Raw genomic sequence first — 22,215 nt, 5'->3', positions numbered from 1 at the left:
ACCTCCGCCGGGTCCTTCGGTGACCGTCTCGGCTACGACGACCCCGAGGCCACCCAGATCGTCACCGCCCCCGGCAGCAACGACGACACGACTGCGCTGCCCCGCCGAGACGACCCGGAGGCCACCCAGATCGTCGACACCGCCGGCATCGACAGCGACCCGACGACGACGCTGCCCCGCCAGGACGACGACCCGGAAACCACCCAGGTCACCACATCGGCGCCCGAGGTGCCGACCCAACGCACCGCCGACGACAGCGAGTCGACAATCGTCCTACCCCGGCGCGACGACGAGCCACGCCGCTGAGGCGGATGCGGAACGGGGCTGTTCGCGGCCCCGTTCCGCATCGCCGGTGGGGCAGCGACAAATCGCCCCACCGGCTACCATCGCCGCCATGCACTGGCGACATTGATGCCTGAACCGAGGCCGTGGGCCGCCTGCGGACGCTGCAACACCGGCGTCCGTCATCCCGTCCCACCCGGAAGGCCTCATGATCCTCACCATCGCCGGGGGTCGCCGTCTGGCGACCACCCTCTACGCGTACGCGTTCCTCACCGACCTGGTCCTGCTCTATCCGGTGTACGCCCTGCTGTTCGCCGACAGCGGCCTGTCGGTCGGGCAGATCTCCTCGCTGTTCGTGATCTGGTCGGTGGCCGGCATCGCGCTGGACGTGCCCTCCGGCGCGTGGGCCGACGCCACCTCCCGGCGTCTGCTGCTCTGCCTCGCGCCGCTGTGCACCGCCGCCGGGTTCGCGCTGTGGACGTTCGTGCCGTCCTATCCGGCGTTCGCGCTCGGGTTCGTGCTCTGGGGTGCCGGTGGTGCGCTCGCCTCCGGGGCGCTCGAAGCGCTGGTCTTCGACGAACTCGATCACCTCGGTCTCGCCCAGCGCTACGCCCGCACCATCGGCCGGGCCCGCACCGCCGGCACCGTCGGCGTACTCGCGTCGATCGTGCTGGCCGGGCCGGTGCTCGGGTACGGCGGCTATCCCGCCGTCGGCCTGGCCAGCGTCGCGGCCTGCCTGCTCGCCGCCGCCGTGGCCACCCGCTTCCCCGAGCACCGGGCCACGGCCACAGACACCCTCATCGTCGCTGCCCCGGCTGCCCCGGCTGCCCCGGTCGCGCCGACGCAGCACCGCGATCCGGCCGATCCGGCCGACGAGCCCGGCTGGTGGCAGGGACTGCGCGGCGGCCTGGCCGAGGCCCGCCGGGATCGGCGGGTACGCGCCGGGGTGCTGCTGGTCGCGGTGGTGACGGCGACCTGGGGTGCGCTGGAGGAGTACACCCCGCTGCTGGCCCGCGACACCGGCGTCGCCCTGACCACGGTGCCGCTGCTGCTTCTGCTCCTCGCGGTCGGACAGGTGCTCGGCGGCCTGCTCGCCCCGGCCGGCGAGCGGCTACGCGTGCGCGGGTACGCCCTGCTGCTGGCCGGGTCGGCGGCAGCCCTGGCCAGCGGGGCACTGCTGCGGCACCCGGCCGGCTTCGTGCTGCTGGCAGGGGCGTTCTGCGGATTCCAGCTCGCCTCGGTGCTGGCCGACGCGCGATTGCAGGCGCGGATCAGCGGCACCCGACGGGCCACCATCACCTCGTTGGCCGGCATGGCCACCGAGCTGATCACCATCGCCGTGTACATCGGGTTCGGTGTGGTCGCCACCGCAAGCGGCAACGGTGTGGCCTTCGCGCTCGCCGCCCTGCCGTACGCGCTGATCGCCCTGCTGATGCTTCGCGGTGGCCGGCCCACGTCCCGTCGATCACGACCGGAGGCGTTGGCATCGAGCGTGGTCTGAGAGTGCGGCTGTCGAGGCGTCGACGTCGAGCGTGGTGTGACGGTGTGGGTGGTCAGGGCCGGTCGACGTCCAGGTAGACCCAGCGGCCGTCCTCACGGACGAAGCGGCTGCGTTCGGTCATCGAGCCGGCACCGGTACCGTCGCGGTAGTGGGCGCGGAACTGGACGGTGCCGGTGCTGTCGAACAACCCGCCCTGCTCGGTGGCGACGACCTCGAGGCCGGTCCACCGCTGGCCGGGATCGAGGCGCAGCCGCGCCGGCCGGGTGCTGCTGTGCCAGCTGTGCAGCAGATAGTCCGGGTCGCCGACGGCGAAGGCGGCGTACCGAGAACGCATCAGCGCCTCGGCCGTCGGCGCCTGCGCCTCACCGGAATGCAACCGCCCACAACAGTCCCCGTACGGCAGACCCGTCCCGCACGGGCACACTCCCACCGTCACGGCCCGTCGCGGCTGTCTGCTGTCTCGTCTGGCCATGCACGCCATCCTCGCCGCGCCCGCCCCAGCAGGCCACGCCGGGGGTAGGTCGTCGGGCAACGCCGGCTCGTGCGCAGGCCGGATCATGCCGATTGCGCGCACCGCAGTCTCGTACGCGCGGGTCCCGAGGGCCCTCGGTCAGCGCGACCTGGTACGCGCGCCGCGCCGACTGCCGAACGACTCCATCGTCGTGGCCTTCTTCGCCGGGGTCGTGCTCGCCGTACGGGACCGGGACGCCGCCGCCTGGGAGGCCGTGCTCTTGCGCGTCGCCGCCTTTTTCGTGGTCGTCTTCTGCGCCGGTGCCGTCGCGCCGGTGGCCTTACCGGCCGGTGCCTTCTTCGCTGTCGCGCGCGTGGCTGTCGAGGTCTTCTTGGCCGTCGCCCGGGTGGCTGTCGAGGTCTTCTTGGCGACCGCCGTTGCCTTCTTGACCGCCGTTGCCGTCTTCGCGGCGTTGCCGGTCTTCGGGGTGGTGGTCTTCTTCGCCGCCGTCGCCTTGGCGGTGGGCCGACGGGTCGGCGTGGCCGTGGCGGAGACCGCCTTCTTGCGGGCGGTGCGCGGGGTCGTCGGCGTCGGCTTCCCGCCCGGGGACTTCGCGGCCGTGGCTCCGGTGGCCCGCTTCGTCGCCGTCGCCACCTTCTTCGCCGCCACCTTGGCCGGCGGTGGAACCTTACGCGCTGTGGTGTGCTTCCTGGCTCGTCCTGCGTCCGCCATTCGTCGCTCCTCGGGATCTGCCGTGGACGCACGGTCTTCCCGACACCGGGCCGGTCAAACGCGCCGTAGCGCCTCACGCCGTGCGGGTCGCGAACACGATCACGTTGTCGACATACTCGCCGCTGTCCTGGTCGAACCGGCCGCCGCAGGTGATCAGGCGCAGCCCGGCGACGGCGCCCGGGCCGTACACCAGGTCGGTGGGAAAACCGTCCTTCGGGTACGCCACGACACCGTCGACGGCGAAGCGGACCACGGTGGCGTCGGCCCGGGCGATGTGGACGGTGTCGCCGGGACGCAACCGTCCCAGGTCGAAGAAGACAGCCGGCCCGACCGGAGAATCGACATGGCCCACCAGCACCGCGTTGCCGATCTCACCGGGGCTGACACCGGGGGAGTACCAACCGGCCACGCCGGGTCGGTCCAGCGGGGGCACCTCCAACGCCCCGGCCGGGTCGGCAGCGACCGCAATCAGTGGCGCGCGTACGCCGATGCGGGATATCCGGACCTCGACGGGGTCGGCGCGCGGCAACGGCGACAGACTCGGCGCCGTCACCGCCCGGGGCGGCACACCGGCGACGTCGGGCTGCGGCGGCCGGGGCGGCAACCGCGCCACACCGGCTCCGACCAGCGCCAGCCCCGCCACTGCGGACAACGTCACCAGGAGGCGACCGAGCCGATGTCCCCGCATTGTCTCGTACCTCCTGTGATCGGCCTGCCCTGGCGGTACTGCTCATCGCCGCCGGCGGGCCGGTGCTCGGCCATGCGTCGCCGGTGCAGGCAGACGCGGACGGGTGCCCGTGCCGGGCTTGCGGCGCGGGCACCCGTCGTCGGAGTCTGATCGCTCAGAGCGTCGCGGCCTCGGTTGCGTGGCGACGGCGTCGGGCCAGGATGACCGCGCCGCCGAGCGAGGTGACGAGCAGAGTCGCCCCAGCGGCCATGGTCCCGCCGCCGGTGTCGGCCCGACCGCCGGCCTGCGCGCCGCCGATCGGGGTGACCGTGAAGGTCGCGCTACCGTCGGCCGTACCGTCGCCGCAGGTGGCAGCCACGGTGTACGTCCCCAGGGTGAAACCGGCGGTGAACAGTTCGGCGCTCAATCCGCCGCCGGCCGCTGCGGTGGTGGACCGGACATTCTGGTCACGGTCCGGTCCGGTGACGTGGAAGATCGCATCGCCGGAGTTCGGGTTGCAGTTGGTCGCAGTGAGCACGACGGTCCCCCCGACCGGGGTGGTCGACGGCGACACGGTGGTGTCGGCCAGTGCGGTGCCCGGCAGCAGCAGCGCCCCGAGAGCGATACCCCCCGCCACTGGTACGAGAACATTGGTTGCCTTCATACGCGCTTCCCTCACTTTTCGTCCGCTGACTACGTAGGACGCTGCTCGGGTGGCCAACTCCGCGACTAGCACCGGTGTGCCCAACACTAGGGGGCCTTGCCCCCCGATCCGATGAAAATGAGAAATCCCCGTTAACGTCCCATGTCCTCCGCTCGCCGCCCCGGACACACCCCCTCGCCTGCCCCGCATGCGCCTGCCCCGCCGATTCCTGCCCCCGGACCCGCCGGCCCTCTGACAGTGAATCCACCCCTGCCTCATTTCGGCCCCGCGCCCGTTCGTCCCCAGGTCCGCTCGCGCCGCCCGCCCCGCCCTGTCCCCGAGGGCCTCGCGCCCGTTCGGCGCGGCCTAAGGCACCCCGCTGGCCTGCGCCTGCATCGCCGAATGTCCGTTGTGTCCGCCTACATCCGCGATCCGCTCACGTTCGTCGCGGTGATCGAATCCGTTACGCCGGGATGGCGGTTTCCCGCCGCCCCGGATCCCGCCGTTTCGGCGTAACGGCGATGGTCCCGCCAGGCCATGCCGCGCGATGACTGTGTGGACTTCTGCGTCTGCCGCATGATGAGTCGAATGTCCGGCCTTGGCGATCCTGGCTATGACGGCTTGCCCGGCCGTGCGCTGCCGGCCCCAAGCCCCTGCCCTGGAAGACCAGTCCGTGCGGCGTTTGAGGGTGGGCCCGTGGTGTGGAGTCAAATGAGCGGTTCACGGCAGGTCCGGTTTGGGGCTGTGGGGGCGTTGCTGCGTGGCATGTCCGGTCCGGCGTGAGGGCATCCGGGGAATGGTGGTGGCCGGCGGGTCGTTGTGCATGTCTGACCGGCTGATGGAGGCCCCCCCGGAGCAGGCCAGATGGCTTCGTGGTTGGCCCGGCCCCCGGGAATGATGGTGGGTGGTCGGTCGTTGTACATGGTCCCGGCGCCGCGAAGGTGTCCCCCCGGGGCCCCGCGATGGGTCCCGGTCCCGCGTGTGAGCCGGTGAACCTCCCCCCCCCCCTTTTTGAGCGCCTGACGGCGTTTGCATGCACCCGTCCCCCGTGGTGTGTGTCTACCCCCGAATGGAGCTTGGTGATGAACTCGATCTTCCGTAAGAGCGTGCTGGGTGTTGCTGGTCTGGCTTTCGCCGGTGGTGTGTTCGCCGGTCCGGTGGCCGCCCACGCGGATGCCGCTCCGGTGAGGACCACCCCCGTCGTGGTGCAGGCTGAGAAGCCGGATGCGGGCAAGTTGATCCCGCATGGTGTGCAGGGTGCGCAGTCGCGTATCGATCTGAACGATGAGCAGGTGGCGAACACGAAGGCGATCATCGCCGCCACGAAGAAGGCCGGCATGGATGAGCGTGCCGCGGTCGTGTCGATCGCTACCGCGTTGCAGGAGTCGAAGTTGGAGAACCTGGGCCACCTGGGTGACCGGAACGACCATGACTCGCAGGGCTTGTTTCAGCAGCGTCCGTCCAGTGGTTGGGGCACGGTGGAGCAGATCACCGACCCCGAGTACTCGACCACCGCCTTCCTGAAGGGCCTCAAGCAGGTTGACGGTTGGCAGGACATGCCGTTGACCAAGGCCGCGCAGACGGTGCAGGTGTCGGCGTACCCGGATCACTACGCCCAGTGGGAGCAGCAGGCCGCTGACCTGGTCGCCAAGTACTGGAACAGCTGACCCCAAAGACATTCCTCCACAGGGGGAGCAAGAAACCATGTGGCCGGCACCCGAACCTGGGTGCCGGCCAAACGGCGTCTACCCACCCACCCCGACAACACCCACGGGGTCCGACGGGATGGACCGAAGGTCGACCGGGTCGGGTTGGGGCGACCGTGCCCGGCGTAGGGATCAAGCCTGACCGCCCGAAGCCGGGCACGGTCGCCCCAACCCTCCACCGCAACCACCCCACAACAAGGCACGATCACCCCAGAGCCCAAAGGGGCCCCCTGCTGCACGGCCCGCTGGATGTGGCAGCGTGGCCGGATGGGTTCCGTGCCGTTGGAGGTCGACCTCGCCCTGCTCGGTGGGGGTGGGGCGGCGTCGCTGGTGCTCGCCGCCCTGGCCCGGCATGGCGTGCGCGATCTGCGTATTGCTGTGGTCGATCCGGTGCACCGGCGCGGTCAGGACCGGACCTGGGCGTTCTGGGACCGGCCCGGAAACGACCTGGACGAGTTGCTCAGCGCGAGTTGGTCGCGGGTCGAGGTGGTCACCGCCGAGAGGCAGCGCGTTCTCGACGTCGCTCCGCTGCGGTACGCGATGCTGCGGTCGTCACCGATCTACGACCGGGCGGCCGAGGCGGAGCGACTGCTGGGCGTGACCCGCGTGGTCGCCAGTGCCGACACGGTGACCGATCATGGGGACGGGGTGCTGGTGGGCGGCACCGATGGGCCGGCGCTGCGGGCCGGCTGGGTGCTGGACTCCCGACCCCGACCACCCGAGCGGCCCGGGCGGACGAACTGGTTGCAGCATTTCCGCGGGTGGTGGCTGGCGGCGGACCGTCCGTTGTTCGACCCGACCCGTGCCGTGTTGATGGACTTCCGTACGCCGCAGCCGACCCGTGGGGTGTCCTTCGGGTACGTGCTGCCGGTCAGCAGCCGGTACGCGTTGGTCGAGTACACCGAGTTCTCACCGCATCTGCTCACCGGGGCGGCGTACGACCGTGCCCTCGGCGGCTACTGCGACCTGCTCGGTCTGGACCCGGCCCGGTTCACCGTGGGCGAGGTGGAGAACGGGGTCATCCCGATGACCGACGGGCCGTTCGTCGCCCGCCCGTCACCCCGGGTGGTACGCCTCGGCACCGCCGGCGGAGCGACCCGCCCGTCCACCGGCTTCACCTTCGCGGCCATGTACCGGCAGGCCGACCAGGTGGCCCGGGCACTGGCCGCCGGCGGGCCACCGGTGCCGGGTCCGGCGTACCCCCCTCGGCATCGCTGGATGGACGCGGTCGCGCTGCGGGCCCTGGACCGTGACCTGGTCGACGGCCCCGCGTTCTTCGCCCGGTTGTTCGACCGTAATCCGGCGTCGCGGGTGCTGCGTTTCCTCGACGGGGCCACCACCGTGGCGGAGGATCTGGCGGTGATGAACTCGACCCGGCTGGTACCGATGGCTGCGGCGGCCGTGGGCGATGCCGCCGGTCGGCTTCGCGACCGGGTCGTACCGTCGCGTCGGCCGGCCTGGCGGGTGCCCCCGCCGGTCGTCGGTTCGGATCCCTGAGTCCGCTGATCGAGGGCGGGTCCGTGCGCCGCTACCGCGTGGCCGGTCGTCGGTCGGTGCAGGTGGCTTCGGTAGGTTTGGTGGCATGGTGGACGAGGCGGCCGGTCGGGTCGTGCAGATCTGGACCGACGGCGCGTGCAGCGGAAACCCTGGCCCGGGTGGCTGGGGCGCGGTGTTGCGCTACGGCGCCCACGAGCGGGAGATCTGCGGTGGGGAGGCCACCCCGACGACCAACAACCGGATGGAGCTGACCGCCGCCATCAAGGCTCTGGAGAGCCTGACCCGGCCGGTCACTGTCGAGTTGCACACCGACAGCACCTACGTGCGCAACGGCATCACCAGTTGGTTGGCGTCCTGGAAACGTAACGGCTGGTTGACCGCGGCCCGGCAGCCGGTGAAGAACGCCGACCTGTGGCAGCAGTTGGAGGCGGCCTGCGCCCGGCACCGGGTGACCTGGCTGTGGGTCAAGGGCCACAACGGACATCCGGAGAACGAGCGGGCCGACGCCCTGGCCAACCAGGGCATGACCGAGGCGCGATCCGCCACCGTGTGAACGGGCCACCCTCGTCGCCAGGCGACCGAGAACCGGTAGCCACCGACGCGGTGTCGGCGGGCGGTCAGCGTCGTCGGGTGCGGCGGGGGGTCAGCGGCAGGGCCGACCAGTGGGCGGGCCGACCGAGCCGGACCGGTAGGCGGGTCTGCCGGTCACCACGGGCCGCGTCGACCTGAGCCTGGTGCAGGAACAGAGCATCGGACAGATCCGCGCCCCGCAGGTCTGCCCCGCGCAGATCGGCACCGGTCAGGTCGGCGCGGGTCAGGTCGGCGCCGCGCAGGTCCGCCCCGATGAGCGTCGCGCCGCGCAGGTTCGCCTGACGCAGGTCGACCCGGCGCAGGTCCCGGCCGACGAGCACGGCACCCCGGTGGTCGGCGCCGGCGGCGCCGCCGCGGGTGCGGGCCAGTTCGGCGGTACGCGACAACAGCAGGTTGAGCTTCGCCCGGTGCCCGTCGACGTCGAGGGCGAGCAGATCCTGCGGGCTGCCGGCGGCCACCGCATCGGTCTCGGCCAGCGCGGCGGACAGCTGCGCGGCCAGGTCGGCCGGTGGCCGCAACCGCAGTGCCTCGGTCAGGTACCAGAGCAGTTCGTGCAGCGAACGCATCACCGCGAAGACGTCGAACATCTGATTGGCGTGCTCCGGCGCGTTACGCCAGTCCCGGCCACCGAAGGTCTGCTGCGCCACCCGCTGACCGGCACCGAAGCAGTCGAAGACGGTACACCCGGCGAAGCCGCGCTCGCGTAGCTCGGGGTGGATGCCGCAGCCGAAGTCGGTACGCAGGTTGCGGCACGGCTGGCCGGCGGGCTTGTCGTGCGCGAAGTCGGCGGACGCGGCGAACGCGGGGGCGACGCAGCAGAGGCCGAAGCAGCGGGCGCAGTCGGCGCGCAGCCCACCCTCCACCGCCCCGACGCCGGGAACCGCCCGCCCTGCGCCGGCCCGCCCCGCTGCGGCCCGCTCTGCGCCGGTGCGGCCGGTCGTGCCTGCGGTCGGGTCCGCCGTGGCCGCTCCGGTCATCTCCGACACGTTGGCCGCCCCTTCTCGCTGATCCGCTGTCGGTACTCATTGTTCCCGCCGGGCCGGCCCGGCCGCCCACGGGTCGAGGCGCGGGCATCGGCGTCGATCAGGGGACCTGTCGCTGGTCGGTACGGGCCCAGCGGAGGAGCGCGGTGAAGGACAGCGCGGCGGTCACCGCCCCACCGGCGAGTCGTACCCAGTGCCCGGCGACGAACTCGTCGGCGACCTGGCGCAGGTACTCCGGTGAGTGCGTGCCGGCCGGATCGACGAACATGATCTCGTTGCGGGGCCAGAAGAAGACCACTGAGAACAGGAACTCGCAGGCGACGAAGACCACTGTCGCGGCGGCGATCCACCATCGCAGACCGCGCTGACGCCAGCTGAGCACCGTCGCGGCGACGCTGAGCAGCACCACCGAGGCGCCCAGCGGGGGGAAGTAGTCGCTGGGGCCGCTGACGGCGAGGAACTCGCGGGCCCGCTCCAGCGAGGCCGGCGGGTCGTGGAAGATGTTCGGGTAGAGCATGACCGTCTCGGCTGCCACTCCACCGAACGACATCATGGCCGCCCAGGTCAGGCCGACGAGGGCGAGCCAGATGAGTTTGCCGCGCATCGCATCCTCCCATCGGTGCCCGGACGGGCACGCTCGATCTGGTGCGCGGCCAACGGTAGGTGCGCCGACGGTGCTCGCCTGCCGTCCACGGACCCGGATCCGGGTCGCCTTTCGGCGTACGACGGTGCCGGGCCGGCACGTCGCTGGGCGTACCCCGCCCTGATGCGCGGGTAGGTGTAGGCACCACGAGCGTGGGTAGCCGCCGCGGGTGGAGCTGGTCGAGGAGTCGCCGTACCGTTTCCGGATCGACCGGCGTGATCCGATGCGGGTCCCGGGGGTGATCTTCGCGTCCCGCGCGTTGCTGCCCGATCCGGTGGCCGACCGGTCGCTGGAGCAGGTGGCAAACGTCGCCACCCTGCCCGGCATCGTCGGCGCCTCGTACGCCATGCCCGACCTTCACTGGGGCTACGGCTTCCCGATCGGCGGGGTGGCCGCCACCGACGTCGCGGTCGGCGGGGTGGTCTCGCCCGGCGGGGTCGGCTTCGACATCTCCTGCGGGGTCCGGCTGCTCGCCGCCGACCTGGACCGCGACGAGCTGCGGCCTCGGCTGGAGGCGGTGATGGACGCGCTGAGCGCGGCCACCCCACGCGGTATGGGCAGCGGCGCGGTGTGGCAGCTCACCGGCCGCGACGAGCTGGACGCGGTGCTGCGCGGCGGCTCCCGGTACGCGGTGCAGCGCGGCTTCGGGATCGAGCGGGACCTGCTGCGCTGCGAGGACTACGGCGCGGTGCACGACGCGGACCCGGCACAGGTCAGCGACCGGGCGATCGAGCGCGGCGCCCACCAGGTCGGCAGCCTCGGCTCCGGTAACCACTTCCTGGAGGTCCAGGCCGTCGACCAGGTGTACGACGTACCGGTGGCCGAGGCGTTCGGGCTGCGCCCCGACCAGGTCTGCGTGATGATCCACTGCGGTTCGCGCGGGCTCGGCCACCAGATCTGCACCGATCACGTACGCGCCATGGAACAGGTGATGGGCAGCCACGGCATCCAGGTGCCGGACCGGCAGCTGGCCTGTGCTCCGGTCGCCTCGGCGGCCGGTCGGGCGTATCTGGGTGCGATGGCCGCCGCAGCGAACTACGCGCGAGCCAACCGGCAGCTGCTCGCCCACGCGACCAGCCGGATCTTCGAGCGGGAGACGGGCCGGCGGCTCGACCTGGTCTACGACGTCTCGCACAACCTCGCCAAGATCGAGGAGCATGCGGTCGACGGGGCGGTGCGGCGGTTGTGCGTCCACCGCAAGGGCGCCACCCGGGCCCTGCCGCCCGGCCACCCCGACCTGCCCGAGGAGTTGCGGGATGTCGGCCAGCCGGTGCTCATTCCCGGCTCGATGGGCACCGGCTCGTACGTGCTGACCGGGGTGGCGAACTCGCCCGCCTTCGCCTCCACCTGCCACGGCGCGGGGCGGGTGCGCAGCCGCAAACAGGCGGTCGCGGCGGGCACGGGCGGGGATCCCCGCGCCGAACTGGAGGCCCGGGACATCGTGGTACGCGGGGCGTCGCGGCGCGGCCTGGCCGAGGAGATGCCGGCGGCGTACAAGGACGTCTCGGCTGTCGTCGAGGCGGCCGAGGGCGCCGGGCTGTGCCGCAAGGTGGCCCGGCTGGTGCCGTTGGGCGTGGTCAAGGGCTGAGTCGCCGCAGCCGTTCACACGTCCAGGGTCACCGCACCGGACCAGCCCGCGTCGTTGCCGCCGAAGCGCAGCTCGTGCAGGGAGACCGCCTTCGGTACCGCGCCGGTCAGCTCCACCTCGCCGGTCGCGGTGACGCCCCAGCGCACCCGCAGGCCACCCGCGTCGTCGGTGATCTCGGTGACCAGCGGCAGTTCGTCCGCCGTCTCCATCCGGTAGATCACCTCGTCGAGGACGGCGACCAGCAGGTCCTCGTCGGCGGCCGGTGGCGGGCGGAACTCCCGTTCGGCGTGGAGTCGGGCACCGGCGAGGTCGGCGAACGACTCGACCATCGCGGTGACCGCCTCGGCCAGGCAGCCGGCCCGGTCCGGCGCCCACGCCTCGATGCGGACGTCGGCGGTGTGCGGCACCAACCGATGCCCGCGTGCTGGCCCCATGCCCCGAATGATGCCGCCCGCCGGACCGGCGCGGTGACCGCTCTCACCGACGGGTCGGGCCGCCGCAGGCGATCACCGTTCGGCGGCGACCAGCTCCCGGGTGGCCGGCGCGACCTCGGCGGCGAATCGCCGCAGGTCGTCGGGGTCGTCGCTGGCCAGGATGAAGGCGCTGACGCCCTCGGTCAGGGCGAGGTCGGCCAACTCCTCGGCCCACTGCTCGGCCGGGCCCTGCAGCGGGCCGCTGCCGGTCGCGGTGAACCGTCCGCTGATGTTGAGCAGCCGGCGTACGTCGGTGGGGGAGCGGCCGGCGGCGGTGGCGGCCTCGTCGATGACGGCGTTGCCCTTGGCCAGGTCACCGGGCTGCAGGTAGGGCAGCGACGGCAGCCAGCCGTCGGCCAGGCGTCCGGTCAGCGCCTGCATCCGTGGCTTGTACGCCCCGATCCAGACCGGTACGTCGTGGGCGGGGGCCGGACCGCGTTTGGCCCCGATCACCCGGTGGAACTCGCCGTCGACCCGCACGCCGCCCCGTGCGCCGGCGTCCCAGACCTGGCGGATGATCTCGATCGCCTCCTCCAACGCCCGTACCGCCTGCCCGGGGGAGAGGCGTCGCCCGCCCATGGACTCGATGGCGTCCCAGAACCCTCCAGCGCCCAGACCGAGCTCCGTGCGGCCACCGCTGAGCAGGTCCAGGCTGGCGATGCTGCGTGCGAGCACCGCGGGTGGACGCAGCGGCAGGTTCGTCACGTTCGCGGCCAGGCGTACCCGGCTGGTCCGGGCGGCGACGAAGCTCATCAGCGTCCAGGTGTCCAGGTACGCGGGCTGGTAGGGATGATCCTGGAAGGTGACCAGGTCGAGCCCGACCTGCTCGGAGAGCATGGCGAGCCGGACCGGCTGCGTCGCGTCGGCGCTGCCGGGGGTCAGGAACGAGCCGAAGATCAGGTCGTGTCCGTAGTCGCTCATCGCGGTCGTCCTTCCTGAGAGCGGAGAACGCCAATGCTATGCCGGATAGAACATGTGTGCTCAATAAAATCTGTGATCTGGGCTAACCTTGGGGCATGAGCGGTCCCCACGGCGACGACATCCACACCGACCCGATCACCGACGACTTCGGGTGGATGCTCGGCGTCCTCTTCCGGGCCCACCTCCGCGGCGCCGAGCACACCGTCGGTGACCTGCCCGGCGGGCCCCGCGGTTACCAGGTGCTCGTCGCCGCCGACCGGGAGCCGGCGCGTAACCAGGGCGCGATCGCCGAGGAGTTGGGCATCGACCGCACCGTGCTGACGTACCTGATCGACGACCTGGAGCGCGACGGGCTGCTGTCGCGTCGCCCCGACCCGGCCGACCGGCGCAGCCGGCTGGTCGTCGTCACCGACGCCGGTCGGGCGGCGGCCCGGCAGCGGCGGGAGGCGTTGCGGGACGTCGAGACACGCCTGATGGCGGCGTTGACCGACGAGGAGGCCGCCACCCTGCGGGCCCTGCTGCGCCGGGCGGCGTGCGCGGCGCAGGCGGCCGACCCGTTGACCGACCTGTGTGCGGTGGCCGAGGTGGTGGCGGACCCGCCACCGTCACGCCGCCGCCCGGCGACCCGCGCCACGCGCAGCGGGACCCCCCGCCGCACCGCCGAGCCGTAGCCTGCATCGGGTGCGGACAACCAAGTACACCCACTCCTGCGTCCGGCTCGAACTCGACGGCGCGGTGCTGGTCATCGACCCCGGCACGTGGAGTGAGCCGCGGGCCCTGGCCGGCGCCGACGCCGTACTGGTCAGCCACGAACACACCGATCACGTCGACGTGCTGCGGTTGGCCGGGCTGGGCGTGCCGGTCTTCGTACCGGAGGGCGCCGTGCTGCCGGACCTGGCCCGGCTGCCGGTGACCCGGGTGCGACCGGGGCAACGCTTCACCGCCGCCGGGTTCGAGGTGACCGCCGTCGGTGGACGGCACGCCACCATCCACGGCGACCAACCCGACTGCGTCAACCTCGGCTATCTCGTCGACGACGCCGTCTACCACCCGGGCGACTCGCTGCACCTGCCGGGTCGGCCGGTGCGGACCCTGCTGGTCCCGGCGCAGGCGTCCTGGCTCAAACTCACCGAGGCGATCGACTTCGCCACCGCGGTCGGCGCGACCGAGGTGTTCCCCATCCACGACGCCCAGCTCAACGACCGGGGCCTGGCCAGCGTCAATGGCTGGTTCACCGAGACCGTCCCCGGCTACCGGTACCTCGCCCCGGGCGAGACCACCTGAGGGCACCCCCGGTCGCGTACGGGATCGGCGCAGCCCTGCCGGCCACCGGGCGGGCCGGATACCCTCTGGCGAGGGGTCACGGCAGGAGCGTGCGATGAGCGACAAGACGGTGTCCACGATGCCGGCCGTGTTCTTCGGCCATGGCAGTCCGATGAACGCCCTGGAGGTCAACCGGTACACCGCCGCGTGGCGGGCCTTCGGCCGGTCGGTGCCCCGGCCCCGGGCGATCCTGGTGGTCTCCGCCCACTGGTACATCGGTGCCACCGCGGTCACCGCGATGCCCCGCCCGAAGACGATCCACGACTTCTACGGCTTCCCGCAGGAGCTGTTCGACGTCCGCTATCCCGCGCCAGGCCTGCCCGAGCTGGCCGAAGAGGTAAGTGACGTGGTGCACCCGACCTGGGTGGGCGCCGACATCGACTCCTGGGGCATCGACCACGGCACCTGGTCGGTGCTGGTGCACGCCTTCCCCGAGGCGGACATCCCGGTCGTGCAACTGAGCATCAACGCCTTCAAGGGCCTCGACTACCACCTTGAGCTGGGCGCGAAGCTCGCCCCGCTGCGCGAGCGCGGAGTGCTTGTGGTGGCCAGCGGCAATGTGGTGCACAACCTCGGTGGCGTCGACCGTCGACTGGTCGACCAGGGCTTCGACTGGGCGCAGCGCTTCGACGAGGCGGCCAAGGCGACCATGCTGGACGACCCCACCGAGGCCGGTCGCCTCGACGCCCACCGCGACTTCGGCCTCGCTGTGCCGACACCGGACCATTTCATCCCGCTGCTCTACCTGGCCGGCCTGGCCGGGGCGGCCGGGCAGGGCACCGAGGTGCTGGTGGACGGGTACGCCTACGGGTCGCTGTCGATGACCGCGTACACCCTGGGTCTGCCCGGCCGGGCCACCGAACCGCTCGCCGGCGCGCCGACGCTGCCCGACGCGGTGCCGCCGGACTCCGCGAACATCTGAACCGCAGCCCTGGTCACCGACGCCCGCCAGGCCGTGGCGGTCCCGCCCACAGGTATGGTCCCGAGGCAGCACCTCGCGTACCAGGAGGATCAAAATGGCCCCGGACCACGTCGACGTGCTCATCGTGGGCGCCGGGCTGTCCGGCATCGGCGCGGCCTGCCAGTTGCGCCGGCACTGCCCGGACAAGACGTTCGCCGTGCTGGAGGCCCGCGACTGCATCGGCGGCACCTGGGACCTGTTCCGCTATCCGGGCGTACGCTCCGACTCCGACATGTCCACCTTCGGCTACTCCTTCGCCCCGTGGCAGGCCCCGAAGGTGATCGCCGAGGGCGCGACGATCCTCGACTACCTGCGTCGTACCGCCGACGAGCACGACGTCACCCGGCACGTCCGGTTGCGGCACCGGGTGCTGCGGGCCGACTGGGACAGCAGGCAGGCCCGCTGGACGGTACTGGTCCGTCGCGACGACACCGCCGAGACACTCACCCTCACCTGCTCCTTCCTGTACGCCTGCACCGGCTACTACCGTTACGACGCCGGGTACGCCCCGCAGTTCACCGGGCAGGAGCAGTTCACCGGCCGGATCGTGCATCCGCAGCACTGGCCCGCCGACCTCGACCTGCGTGACCGCCGGGTGGTGGTGATCGGCAGTGGCGCCACCGCCATCACCCTGGTCCCGGCGTTGGCCCGGCAGGCCGCCGAGGTGACCATGCTGCAACGCTCACCCACCTACGTGCTGGCGCACTCCAGTGACGATGCGCTCGCCGACACGCTGCGCCGCCGGTTGCCGGAGCGGCTCGCGTACCCGCTGATTCGCTGGAAGAGCATCCTGCTGGTCACCGCCATCTACCAGCTCAGCCGGTGGGCGCCCGGGCTGGTGCGGCGGGCGCTGCGCCGGCGAACGGCCCGCGCGCTGCCGGCCGGCTACGACGTGGACCGCCATTTCAACCCCCGCTACGACCCCTGGGATCAGCGGTTGTGCGTGGATCCCGACGGGGACCTGTTCGCCGCGGTGTCCGCCGGTCGGGCCACCGTGGTCACCGACACCATCGACCGTTTCACCACCGACGGCATTGCGCTGAACTCCGGTGTCCACCTGCCGGCCGACGTGGTGGTCACCGCCACCGGGCTCGACCTGCTCCTGCTCGGCGGGATGACACTGCGGGTGGACGGCGTCGACGTCGACGTGGCGCAGACCGTCGCGTACAAGGGGACGTTGCTCTCCGGGGTGCCGAACTTCGCGTTGGCCTTCGGCTACACCAACGCATCCTGGACGCTGCGGACCGACCTGGTCGCCGAGTACGTGTGCCGGCTGCTGCGGCACCTGGACCGCACCGGCACGCAGGTGGTCACCCCGCTGGCCCCACCCGACGATCGCCGGGCGCCGCTGGTCGGGCTCACCTCCGGGTACGTGCGCCGGGGTGTCGATCGGCTGCCCCGGCAGGGTCATCGGGCACCGTGGCGGGTGCGCCAGAACTACCTGCGCGATCTGCTGCTGCTGCGGTTCGGGCGGGTCACCGACCCTGGGGTCCGATTCAGCCGGGCCGACTCGGCACTACGGAGGTCTGTCGATGCGTAGGTTCGACTTCACCGGCGGCACCGCCGTCGTCACCGGCGCGGCCGGTGGCATCGGCGCGGCCCTGGCCCACGGGCTGGCCCGGCGCGGCAGCGACCTGGTCCTGCTCGACCGGGACGCCGACGGCCTCGACGCGGTGGCCGCCGCGCTGCGCGCCACCGGTCGGACGGTGCACACGTACCAGGTCGATCTGGCCGACGCGCAGGCCACCGCCGCTGTCGCCGAGCAGATCCGCACCCGACACCCGAGGATCCGACTGCTTGTCAACAACGCCGGGGTGGCCCTCGGCGGGCGCTTCGACGAGGTGACCTTCGACGAGTTCAGCTGGGTCGTCGAGGTGAACTTCCGGGCGGTGGCACAGTTGACCCACGCGTTGTTGCCGGCGCTCAAGGCCGAACCCGGCGCGCACCTGGTCGCCGTCAGCAGCCTGTTCGGGCTGATCGCCCCGGCGGGCCAGGTCGCCTACTCGGCCAGCAAGTTCGCGGTACGCGGCTTCACCGAGGCGCTGCGACACGAACTCGCCGCCGACGGCATCGGCGTCACCTGCGTGCACCCGGGTGGGGTGCGGACCCGCATCGCCCGCGACGCGCGGGTGGGCAGCGGGGTGGACCGGGTCCAGTTCGAGGACGGCCGGCGGCGATTCGAACGACTGCTCACCATCGACCCGGCGACCGCCGCCGAGGCCATCCTGCGAGGCGTCGCCCGCCGCCGCGGTCGCGTCCTGATCGGCTGGTCGGCCCGCCTTCCCGACCTGCTGGTCCGGGTCGCGCCGGCCGCTCACCGTCACCTGCTGGCCGCCATCGGCCGCGCCGAGACCCGCCCCCGTACCCCCGCGCAAGGGTGAGCACCCCCGCGCGGTTCCGGCACCTCACCGTCGACGGGCGGCGGGTCCATCACCGCGTCGACGGCGCCGGGCCGCCGGTGCTGCTGCTGCACGGCATCGGGCGTACGCTGCGGGACTTCACCGAACAGCATGACCTGCTGGCCGACCGGTACCGGGTGCACAGCGTCGACCTGCCCGGCCACGGCGGATCGTTGCCGATGACCGAGCCGTACACCCTGCCGGCGCTGGCCCGGTTCGTCGGCGCCTACCTGGACGCGGCCGGGGTCGACGAGCCGGTGCATCTGGTGGGCAACTCGCTCGGCGGCGCCGTCGCCATGGGGTACGCGGTCACCCGGCCGACCCGGGTCGCCTCCCTCACCCTGGTAGCCAGCGCGGGTTTCGGCCGCGAGGTGACCCTGGCGTTGCGGCTGATCACCCTGCCCGGCCTGGGTCGGCTGCTGCTGCGGCCCAGCCGTCACACGGCCGGTCGCGCCGAGCGGGCGCTGTTCCACGACCCGACGCTGGCCAGCCCCGAGCGGATCGGGCACACCCTGGCGGTGGCCCGCCGCCCGTACGCCGCACGGGTGGTGCTGGAGACCGCGCGTGGTCTCGGCACCGTGCGCGGCATCCGGCAGCCCTGGCGCGACGAGCTGCTCGGCCGGTTGGCCGGACTCGGCCTGCCGACCCTGGTGGTCTGGGGCGACGACGACCGGATCCTGCCGCCGGCGCACCTGGCCGCCGCGCGTACGCTGCTGCCCCACGCCCGTACCCAGGTGTTCGCCGGCTGTGGACACCTGCCGCAGGTCGAGCGTGCCGAGGAGTTCAGCGAACTGGTGCGCGACTTCTGGGCCACGGCACCCGGGTCGCGATAGCAGCAGGACGACCGCCACGGCCACCGCGCAGCCGGCGACCGTCGGGACCCTGCCGGAGCTGCCGAAAGTCCTGAGGCGCATGATAGATACATGACGCATCCCTCGTCGGTCGGTCGTACCGCCGCGCCCTCGGCCGCCGAACGCGCCTACCGCCACCTGAAGCAGGCCATCCTGGAACAGGTCCATCCCGGTGGGTCGTTGGTCAGCGAGGGTGAGATCGCCGAGGCGACCGGGGTGTCACGAACTCCGGTGCGGGAGGCGTTGCTGCGACTGGAGACCGAAGGGCTGGTCCGGCTCTATCCCAAGCGAGGGGCGCTGATCCTGCCGGTCTCGGCCCGCGAGATCACCGACGTCATCGAGGCCCGCCGGCTGGTCGAGGTGCACGCCGCCGAGCAGGTCTGGCCGCGGCGCGCCGAGATCCGCGCCGACCTGGCCGCCCGGCTGGCCGAGATGCGCGCCGCCCACACCGCCGGTGACCTGACCGCCCTGATGGCCGCCGACCGGGCGTTCCACGCCACCGTCGTGGACGCCGCCGGCAACGAGATCCTCGCCGAGTTGTACCAGCGGCTGCGTGACCGGCAACTGCGAATGGGTGAGACGACCTTCCGGCTCTCGCCCCGCTGGGCCGACATGGCGCTGACCGACCACGCCGCCCAGTTGGCCGCCCTCGACGCCGACGACCCCGGACCGTGGCTGGCCACCGTGGCCACCCACATCGACAACGCCGCCCGCGCGCTGCGGGGCCTGCGGTGAGCCTGGCCGACCCGGCACCCGTACCGCGCCGGCAGGCGCTGCTGGTCTGGGGCGTGGCCCTGAGCGCGTACGCCGCGTCGGTGTTCCACCGCAGTTCGCTCGGTGTCACCGGGGTGGAGGCGTCCCACCGCTTCGAGATCAGCGCCGCGACGCTTGCCACCTTCACCGTCGCCCAACTCGCCGTGTACGCGCTGATGCAGGTGCCCGTCGGCATGCTGCTCGACAGGTACGGCTCCCGCCGCCTGCTGATCACCGGCGGCGCCCTGATGGTGGCCGGTCAACTCTGCTTCGCCCTCGCCACCGACGTACGCCTGGCCGTGGCGGCTCGCGTCCTGGTCGGTCTCGGCGACGCGATGACCTTCATCAGCGTGCTGCGGATCGTCGCGTACTGGTTCCCGGGCCGCCGCAACCCGATGCTCGTGCAGTTGACCGGCACGCTCGGGCAACTCGGCGCGGTGTTCGGCGCCGTCCCGCTCGTGCTGCTGCTGGAACACACCGGCTGGACCACCGCCTTCCTGACCGCCGCCGCAGTGTCCACGGTGATCCTGCTGGTGGCCGTCGCCGCGATCCGGGACAGCCCGCGCCGGGTGACAGTGGCCGCCGCGCCGCCGCCGCGCGGGCTGCTCGCCGCCGCCTGGGCCGCCCCGGGCACCCGCCTCGGGCTGTGGACCCACTTCGTCGCCCAGTTCTCCGGCAGCGTGTTCGCGCTGCTGTGGGGCTTCCCGTTCCTGGTGCAGGGGCAGGGGCTCACCCCCACCGCGGCCGCCACCCTGCTCACTGTACTGACGATGGGCATGCTGGTGACCGGGCCGACGGTGGCGCACCTGTGCGCCCGGTTCCCGCGACGGCGTTCGGTGGTGGTCTTCAGCATCGTCGCGGCGACCGCGGCGACCTGGACGGTGGTGCTGGCCTGGCCCGGCCGTGCGCCCGGCTGGCTGCTCGTCGCCCTGGTGCTGGTGCTGGCCTTCAACGGCCCCGGTTCGCTTATCGGCTTCGACTTCGTCCGCACCTTCAACCCGGTCAACCGCATCGGCAGCGCCACCGGGATCGTCAACGTCGGTGGCTTCGTCGCGGCGATCGCCCTGGTGCTCGCCATCGGCGTGGTGCTCGACGTGGCCACCCCGGCCGGGCAGACCGTGCCCGGTCTCGACGCATACCGCTGGGCTTTCGCCGTGCAGTACGTACTGTGGGCGGTGGGTGTGGTGCAGGTGCTGCGGTGGCGCAACGCCGCCCGACGCCAGCACGACGGGCCGGACCTGCCGGTCGGCCGCCCGGACACTGTGCCGATCGGTGGTCGCGGCGGTAGGTTCGCCTCCGGGAATGATCGTCGGCGCCGTCGGTTCACCGGCGAAGCCGCAGCACGGCGGCGCGGCGCGCCGGCGCGGATGAGGAGGAAAGCGTGAGCCAGCAGGTCAGGGGAGTCATCTCGCGCAGCAAGGGCGCTCCGGTCGAGGTGACCGACATCGTGGTGCCGGACCCCGGGCCCGGTGAGGCGGTGGTACGGGTGCAGTCCTGCGGGGTCTGCCACACCGACCTGCACTACCGCGAGGGCGGCATCAACGACGACTACCCGTTCCTGCTCGGGCACGAGGCCGCCGGCATCGTCGAGCAGGTCGGTGCGGGGGTCGACGCGATCGCCCCGGGCGACTTCGTGGTGCTCAACTGGCGGGCCGTCTGCGGTGTGTGCCGGGCCTGCCGACGCGGCCGCCCGTGGTACTGCTTCGCCACCCACAACGCCGCCCAGAAGATGACCCTGACCGACGGCACCGAACTCACCCCGGCCCTGGGCATCGGCGCGTTCGCCGAGAAGACGCTCGTGCACGCCGGCCAGTGCACCAAGGTGGACCCGGCCGCCCGGCCCGCCGCCGTGGGGCTGCTCGGCTGCGGTGTGATGGCGGGGCTCGGCGCGGCGATGAACACCGGCGGGGTGACCCGCGGTGACTCGGTGGCGGTGATCGGCTGCGGCGGTGTCGGCGACGCGGCGATCGCCGGTGCGGTGCTGGCCGGCGCGACCACGATCGTCGCGGTGGACACCGACTCCCGCAAGCTCGACTGGGCCCGCAAGTTCGGCGCCACCCACACCGTGAACGCCTCCGAGGCCGACCCGGTGGCCGAGATCCAGGCCGCCACCGGCGGGTTCGGCGCCGACGTGGTGATCGACGCGGTCGGTCGACCGGAGACCTGGAAGCAGGCCTTCTACGCCCGTGACCTGGCCGGCACCGTCGTGCTGGTCGGCGTACCCACCCCCGAGATGCGCGTCGAACTGCCGCTGCTGGACGTCTTCGGCCGGGGCGGGGCACTCAAGTCGAGCTGGTACGGCGACTGTCTGCCCAGCCGCGACTTCCCGATGCTCACCGAGCTCTACCTGCAGGGCCGCCTCGACCTGGACGCCTTCGTCACCGAGGAGATCAGCCTCGACGGGGTCGAGGAGGCGTTCGCCCGGATGCACCACGGCGACGTGCTGCGCTCGGTGGTGGTCTTCTGATGACCGCCCGCATCGACCACGCCGTCACCTCCGGCACCTTCTCCCTCGACGGGCAGACCTTCGACGTCGACAACAACGTCTGGGTGGTCGGCGACGACACCGAGTGCGTGGTCATCGACGCCCCGCACGACGTGGACGCCATCTGCAAGGTGGTGGCCGGCCGCCGGGTCACCGCGATCGTCGCCACCCACGCCCACGACGACCACGTCCGGGTCGCCCCGCAGCTGTCCCGCGCCACCGGCGCGCCGGTGCTGCTGCACCCCGCCGACCGGGTGCTGTGGGACATGGTGCACCCCGACGAACCGCCGGGCGGCGAGCTGCACGACGGCCAGCGGATCCAGGTCGGCGGCAGCACGCTGACCGTGCTGCACACCCCCGGGCACAGCCCCGGCGCGTGCTGCCTGCACGACGCCGCCCAGGAGGTCGTCTTCACCGGCGACACCCTGTTCGCCGGCGGTCCCGGTGCCACCGGCCGCTCCTACAGCGACTTCGGCACCATCATCGACTCGATCCGCGACCGGCTGCTCACCCTGCCGCCGCAGACCGTGGTGCGTCCCGGTCACGGTGACAGCAGCACCATCGGCGCCGAAGCGCCGCAACTGCCGCAGTGGCTGGCCCGGGGACACTGACCTGCGTCGCCGACAAATGTGATGCGTCGGCGGTCAGAGTCGGGCGACCCTGTCGCCGTGTCATCCGTACCCGATTGTGAACGCGCACCGGCGGCGGTTCCACCCGCCGTCGGTGTCGCCCCACGCCAGCCCGGCCCGCCACCGACGTTGACCC

The 22,215-nt window shown here is 72.4% G+C and carries 23 protein-coding genes; 15 read left to right on the top strand and 8 right to left on the bottom strand.

The features are described 5' to 3' along the window. Positions 1–490: 490 nt before the first annotated feature. Positions 491–1,783: an MFS transporter gene (locus VAB18032_RS16305; protein WP_013733968.1), complete on the top strand. Its 1,293-nt coding sequence runs from the start codon at positions 491–493 to the stop codon at positions 1,781–1,783. Positions 1,784–1,835: 52 nt separating this feature from the next. Here VAB18032_RS16305 and VAB18032_RS16300 read toward each other — a convergent pair whose 3' ends face one another. From VAB18032_RS16300 to VAB18032_RS16285, 4 genes are all read right to left on the bottom strand, one after another. Continuing rightward, positions 1,836–2,255, bottom strand: coding sequence for a YchJ family protein (locus tag VAB18032_RS16300; RefSeq protein ID WP_043720990.1), 420 nt, complete (start codon positions 2,253–2,255; stop codon positions 1,836–1,838). Positions 2,256–2,393: 138 nt separating this feature from the next. Then, a complete protein-coding gene (locus VAB18032_RS16295) occupies positions 2,394–2,966 on the bottom strand; it encodes a histone H1 (RefSeq protein ID WP_148272289.1) in 573 nt (190 codons plus the stop codon). Positions 2,967–3,039: 73 nt separating this feature from the next. Beyond that, positions 3,040–3,654: a class F sortase gene (locus VAB18032_RS16290; protein WP_013733965.1), complete on the bottom strand. Its 615-nt coding sequence runs from the start codon at positions 3,652–3,654 to the stop codon at positions 3,040–3,042. A gap of 154 nt (positions 3,655–3,808) precedes the next feature. Next, positions 3,809–4,270, bottom strand: a complete 462-nt coding sequence (locus VAB18032_RS16285; protein WP_013733964.1) for a hypothetical protein — start codon at positions 4,268–4,270, stop codon at positions 3,809–3,811. Between the two features lie 1,088 nt (positions 4,271–5,358). Between VAB18032_RS16285 and VAB18032_RS16280 the strand changes: the two genes are divergently transcribed. From VAB18032_RS16280 to rnhA, 3 genes are all read left to right on the top strand, one after another. Further along, positions 5,359–5,943, top strand: coding sequence for a hypothetical protein (locus tag VAB18032_RS16280; RefSeq protein WP_013733963.1), 585 nt, complete (start codon positions 5,359–5,361; stop codon positions 5,941–5,943). 288 nt (positions 5,944–6,231) lie between these two features. After that, complete coding sequence (locus VAB18032_RS16275) at positions 6,232–7,479, top strand: lycopene cyclase family protein (RefSeq protein WP_043720982.1); 1,248 nt, start codon at positions 6,232–6,234, stop codon at positions 7,477–7,479. A gap of 85 nt (positions 7,480–7,564) precedes the next feature. Continuing rightward, positions 7,565–8,032: a ribonuclease HI gene (gene rnhA, locus VAB18032_RS16270; RefSeq protein WP_013733961.1), complete on the top strand. Its 468-nt coding sequence runs from the start codon at positions 7,565–7,567 to the stop codon at positions 8,030–8,032. A gap of 64 nt (positions 8,033–8,096) precedes the next feature. On the opposite strand, the gene VAB18032_RS16265 is transcribed toward rnhA, so the two are convergent. Then, the gene (locus tag VAB18032_RS16265) at positions 8,097–9,056 is read right to left on the bottom strand and encodes a pentapeptide repeat-containing protein (RefSeq protein WP_013733960.1); all 960 of its coding nucleotides are present in this window, start codon (positions 9,054–9,056) and stop codon (positions 8,097–8,099) included. Positions 9,057–9,153: 97 nt separating this feature from the next. Next, positions 9,154–9,657, bottom strand: a complete 504-nt coding sequence (locus VAB18032_RS16260; RefSeq protein WP_013733959.1) for an anthrone oxygenase family protein — start codon at positions 9,655–9,657, stop codon at positions 9,154–9,156. Positions 9,658–9,865: 208 nt separating this feature from the next. Here VAB18032_RS16260 and VAB18032_RS16255 point away from each other — a divergent pair, with 208 nt between their 5' ends. Continuing rightward, on the top strand, positions 9,866–11,284 hold the full coding sequence (locus VAB18032_RS16255; protein WP_013733958.1) for an RtcB family protein: 1,419 nt from the start codon (positions 9,866–9,868) through the stop codon (positions 11,282–11,284). 14 nt (positions 11,285–11,298) lie between these two features. Here VAB18032_RS16255 and VAB18032_RS16250 read toward each other — a convergent pair whose 3' ends face one another. Next, positions 11,299–11,718, bottom strand: a complete 420-nt coding sequence (locus tag VAB18032_RS16250; RefSeq protein ID WP_043720979.1) for an archease — start codon at positions 11,716–11,718, stop codon at positions 11,299–11,301. A 72-nt stretch (positions 11,719–11,790) separates the two neighbouring features. Next, a complete protein-coding gene (locus VAB18032_RS16245; RefSeq protein ID WP_013733956.1) occupies positions 11,791–12,678 on the bottom strand; it encodes an LLM class flavin-dependent oxidoreductase in 888 nt (295 codons plus the stop codon). Positions 12,679–12,773: 95 nt separating this feature from the next. Here VAB18032_RS16245 and VAB18032_RS16240 point away from each other — a divergent pair, with 95 nt between their 5' ends. From VAB18032_RS16240 to VAB18032_RS16195, 10 genes are all read left to right on the top strand, one after another. Further along, a complete protein-coding gene (locus VAB18032_RS16240; protein ID WP_013733955.1) occupies positions 12,774–13,349 on the top strand; it encodes a MarR family winged helix-turn-helix transcriptional regulator in 576 nt (191 codons plus the stop codon). Between the two features lie 10 nt (positions 13,350–13,359). Next, positions 13,360–13,962, top strand: coding sequence for an MBL fold metallo-hydrolase (locus tag VAB18032_RS16235; protein WP_013733954.1), 603 nt, complete (start codon positions 13,360–13,362; stop codon positions 13,960–13,962). Positions 13,963–14,056: 94 nt separating this feature from the next. Beyond that, entirely contained in the window at positions 14,057–14,923 is an 867-nt protein-coding gene (gene ygiD / locus VAB18032_RS16230) for a 4,5-DOPA-extradiol-dioxygenase (protein WP_013733953.1), read from the top strand. A 94-nt stretch (positions 14,924–15,017) separates the two neighbouring features. After that, entirely contained in the window at positions 15,018–16,502 is a 1,485-nt protein-coding gene (locus VAB18032_RS16225; RefSeq protein ID WP_013733952.1) for a flavin-containing monooxygenase, read from the top strand. Next, positions 16,495–17,343 (top strand): SDR family NAD(P)-dependent oxidoreductase, encoded by an 849-nt coding sequence (locus tag VAB18032_RS16220; protein ID WP_013733951.1) that lies wholly within the window; start codon positions 16,495–16,497, stop codon positions 17,341–17,343. The genes VAB18032_RS16225 and VAB18032_RS16220 overlap by 8 nt, the downstream gene beginning before the upstream one ends. Further along, positions 17,340–18,194 (top strand): alpha/beta fold hydrolase, encoded by an 855-nt coding sequence (locus VAB18032_RS16215; protein ID WP_013733950.1) that lies wholly within the window; start codon positions 17,340–17,342, stop codon positions 18,192–18,194. The genes VAB18032_RS16220 and VAB18032_RS16215 overlap by 4 nt, the downstream gene beginning before the upstream one ends. Positions 18,195–18,284: 90 nt before the next feature. After that, a complete protein-coding gene (locus tag VAB18032_RS16210) occupies positions 18,285–18,947 on the top strand; it encodes a GntR family transcriptional regulator (protein WP_013733949.1) in 663 nt (220 codons plus the stop codon). Beyond that, a complete protein-coding gene (locus tag VAB18032_RS16205) occupies positions 18,944–20,350 on the top strand; it encodes an MFS transporter (protein ID WP_013733948.1) in 1,407 nt (468 codons plus the stop codon). The genes VAB18032_RS16210 and VAB18032_RS16205 overlap by 4 nt, the downstream gene beginning before the upstream one ends. Further along, positions 20,347–21,432 carry an S-(hydroxymethyl)mycothiol dehydrogenase gene (locus tag VAB18032_RS16200; RefSeq protein WP_013733947.1) on the top strand — a complete coding sequence of 362 codons (1,086 nt, stop codon included), beginning with the start codon at positions 20,347–20,349 and terminating at the stop codon, positions 21,430–21,432. The genes VAB18032_RS16205 and VAB18032_RS16200 overlap by 4 nt, the downstream gene beginning before the upstream one ends. Beyond that, positions 21,432–22,061, top strand: coding sequence for an MBL fold metallo-hydrolase (locus VAB18032_RS16195; RefSeq protein ID WP_013733946.1), 630 nt, complete (start codon positions 21,432–21,434; stop codon positions 22,059–22,061). Before VAB18032_RS16200 ends, VAB18032_RS16195 begins: the two co-directional genes overlap by 1 nt. Positions 22,062–22,215 lie beyond the last annotated feature (154 nt).

Origin of the sequence: Micromonospora maris AB-18-032, assembly GCF_000204155.1 — a bacterium.
GTDB classification, from domain to species: domain Bacteria; phylum Actinomycetota; class Actinomycetes; order Mycobacteriales; family Micromonosporaceae; genus Micromonospora; species Micromonospora gifhornensis.
Note: the sequence above shows the minus strand (reverse complement) of the source record. Positions and strands in the feature narration are given on the sequence as shown.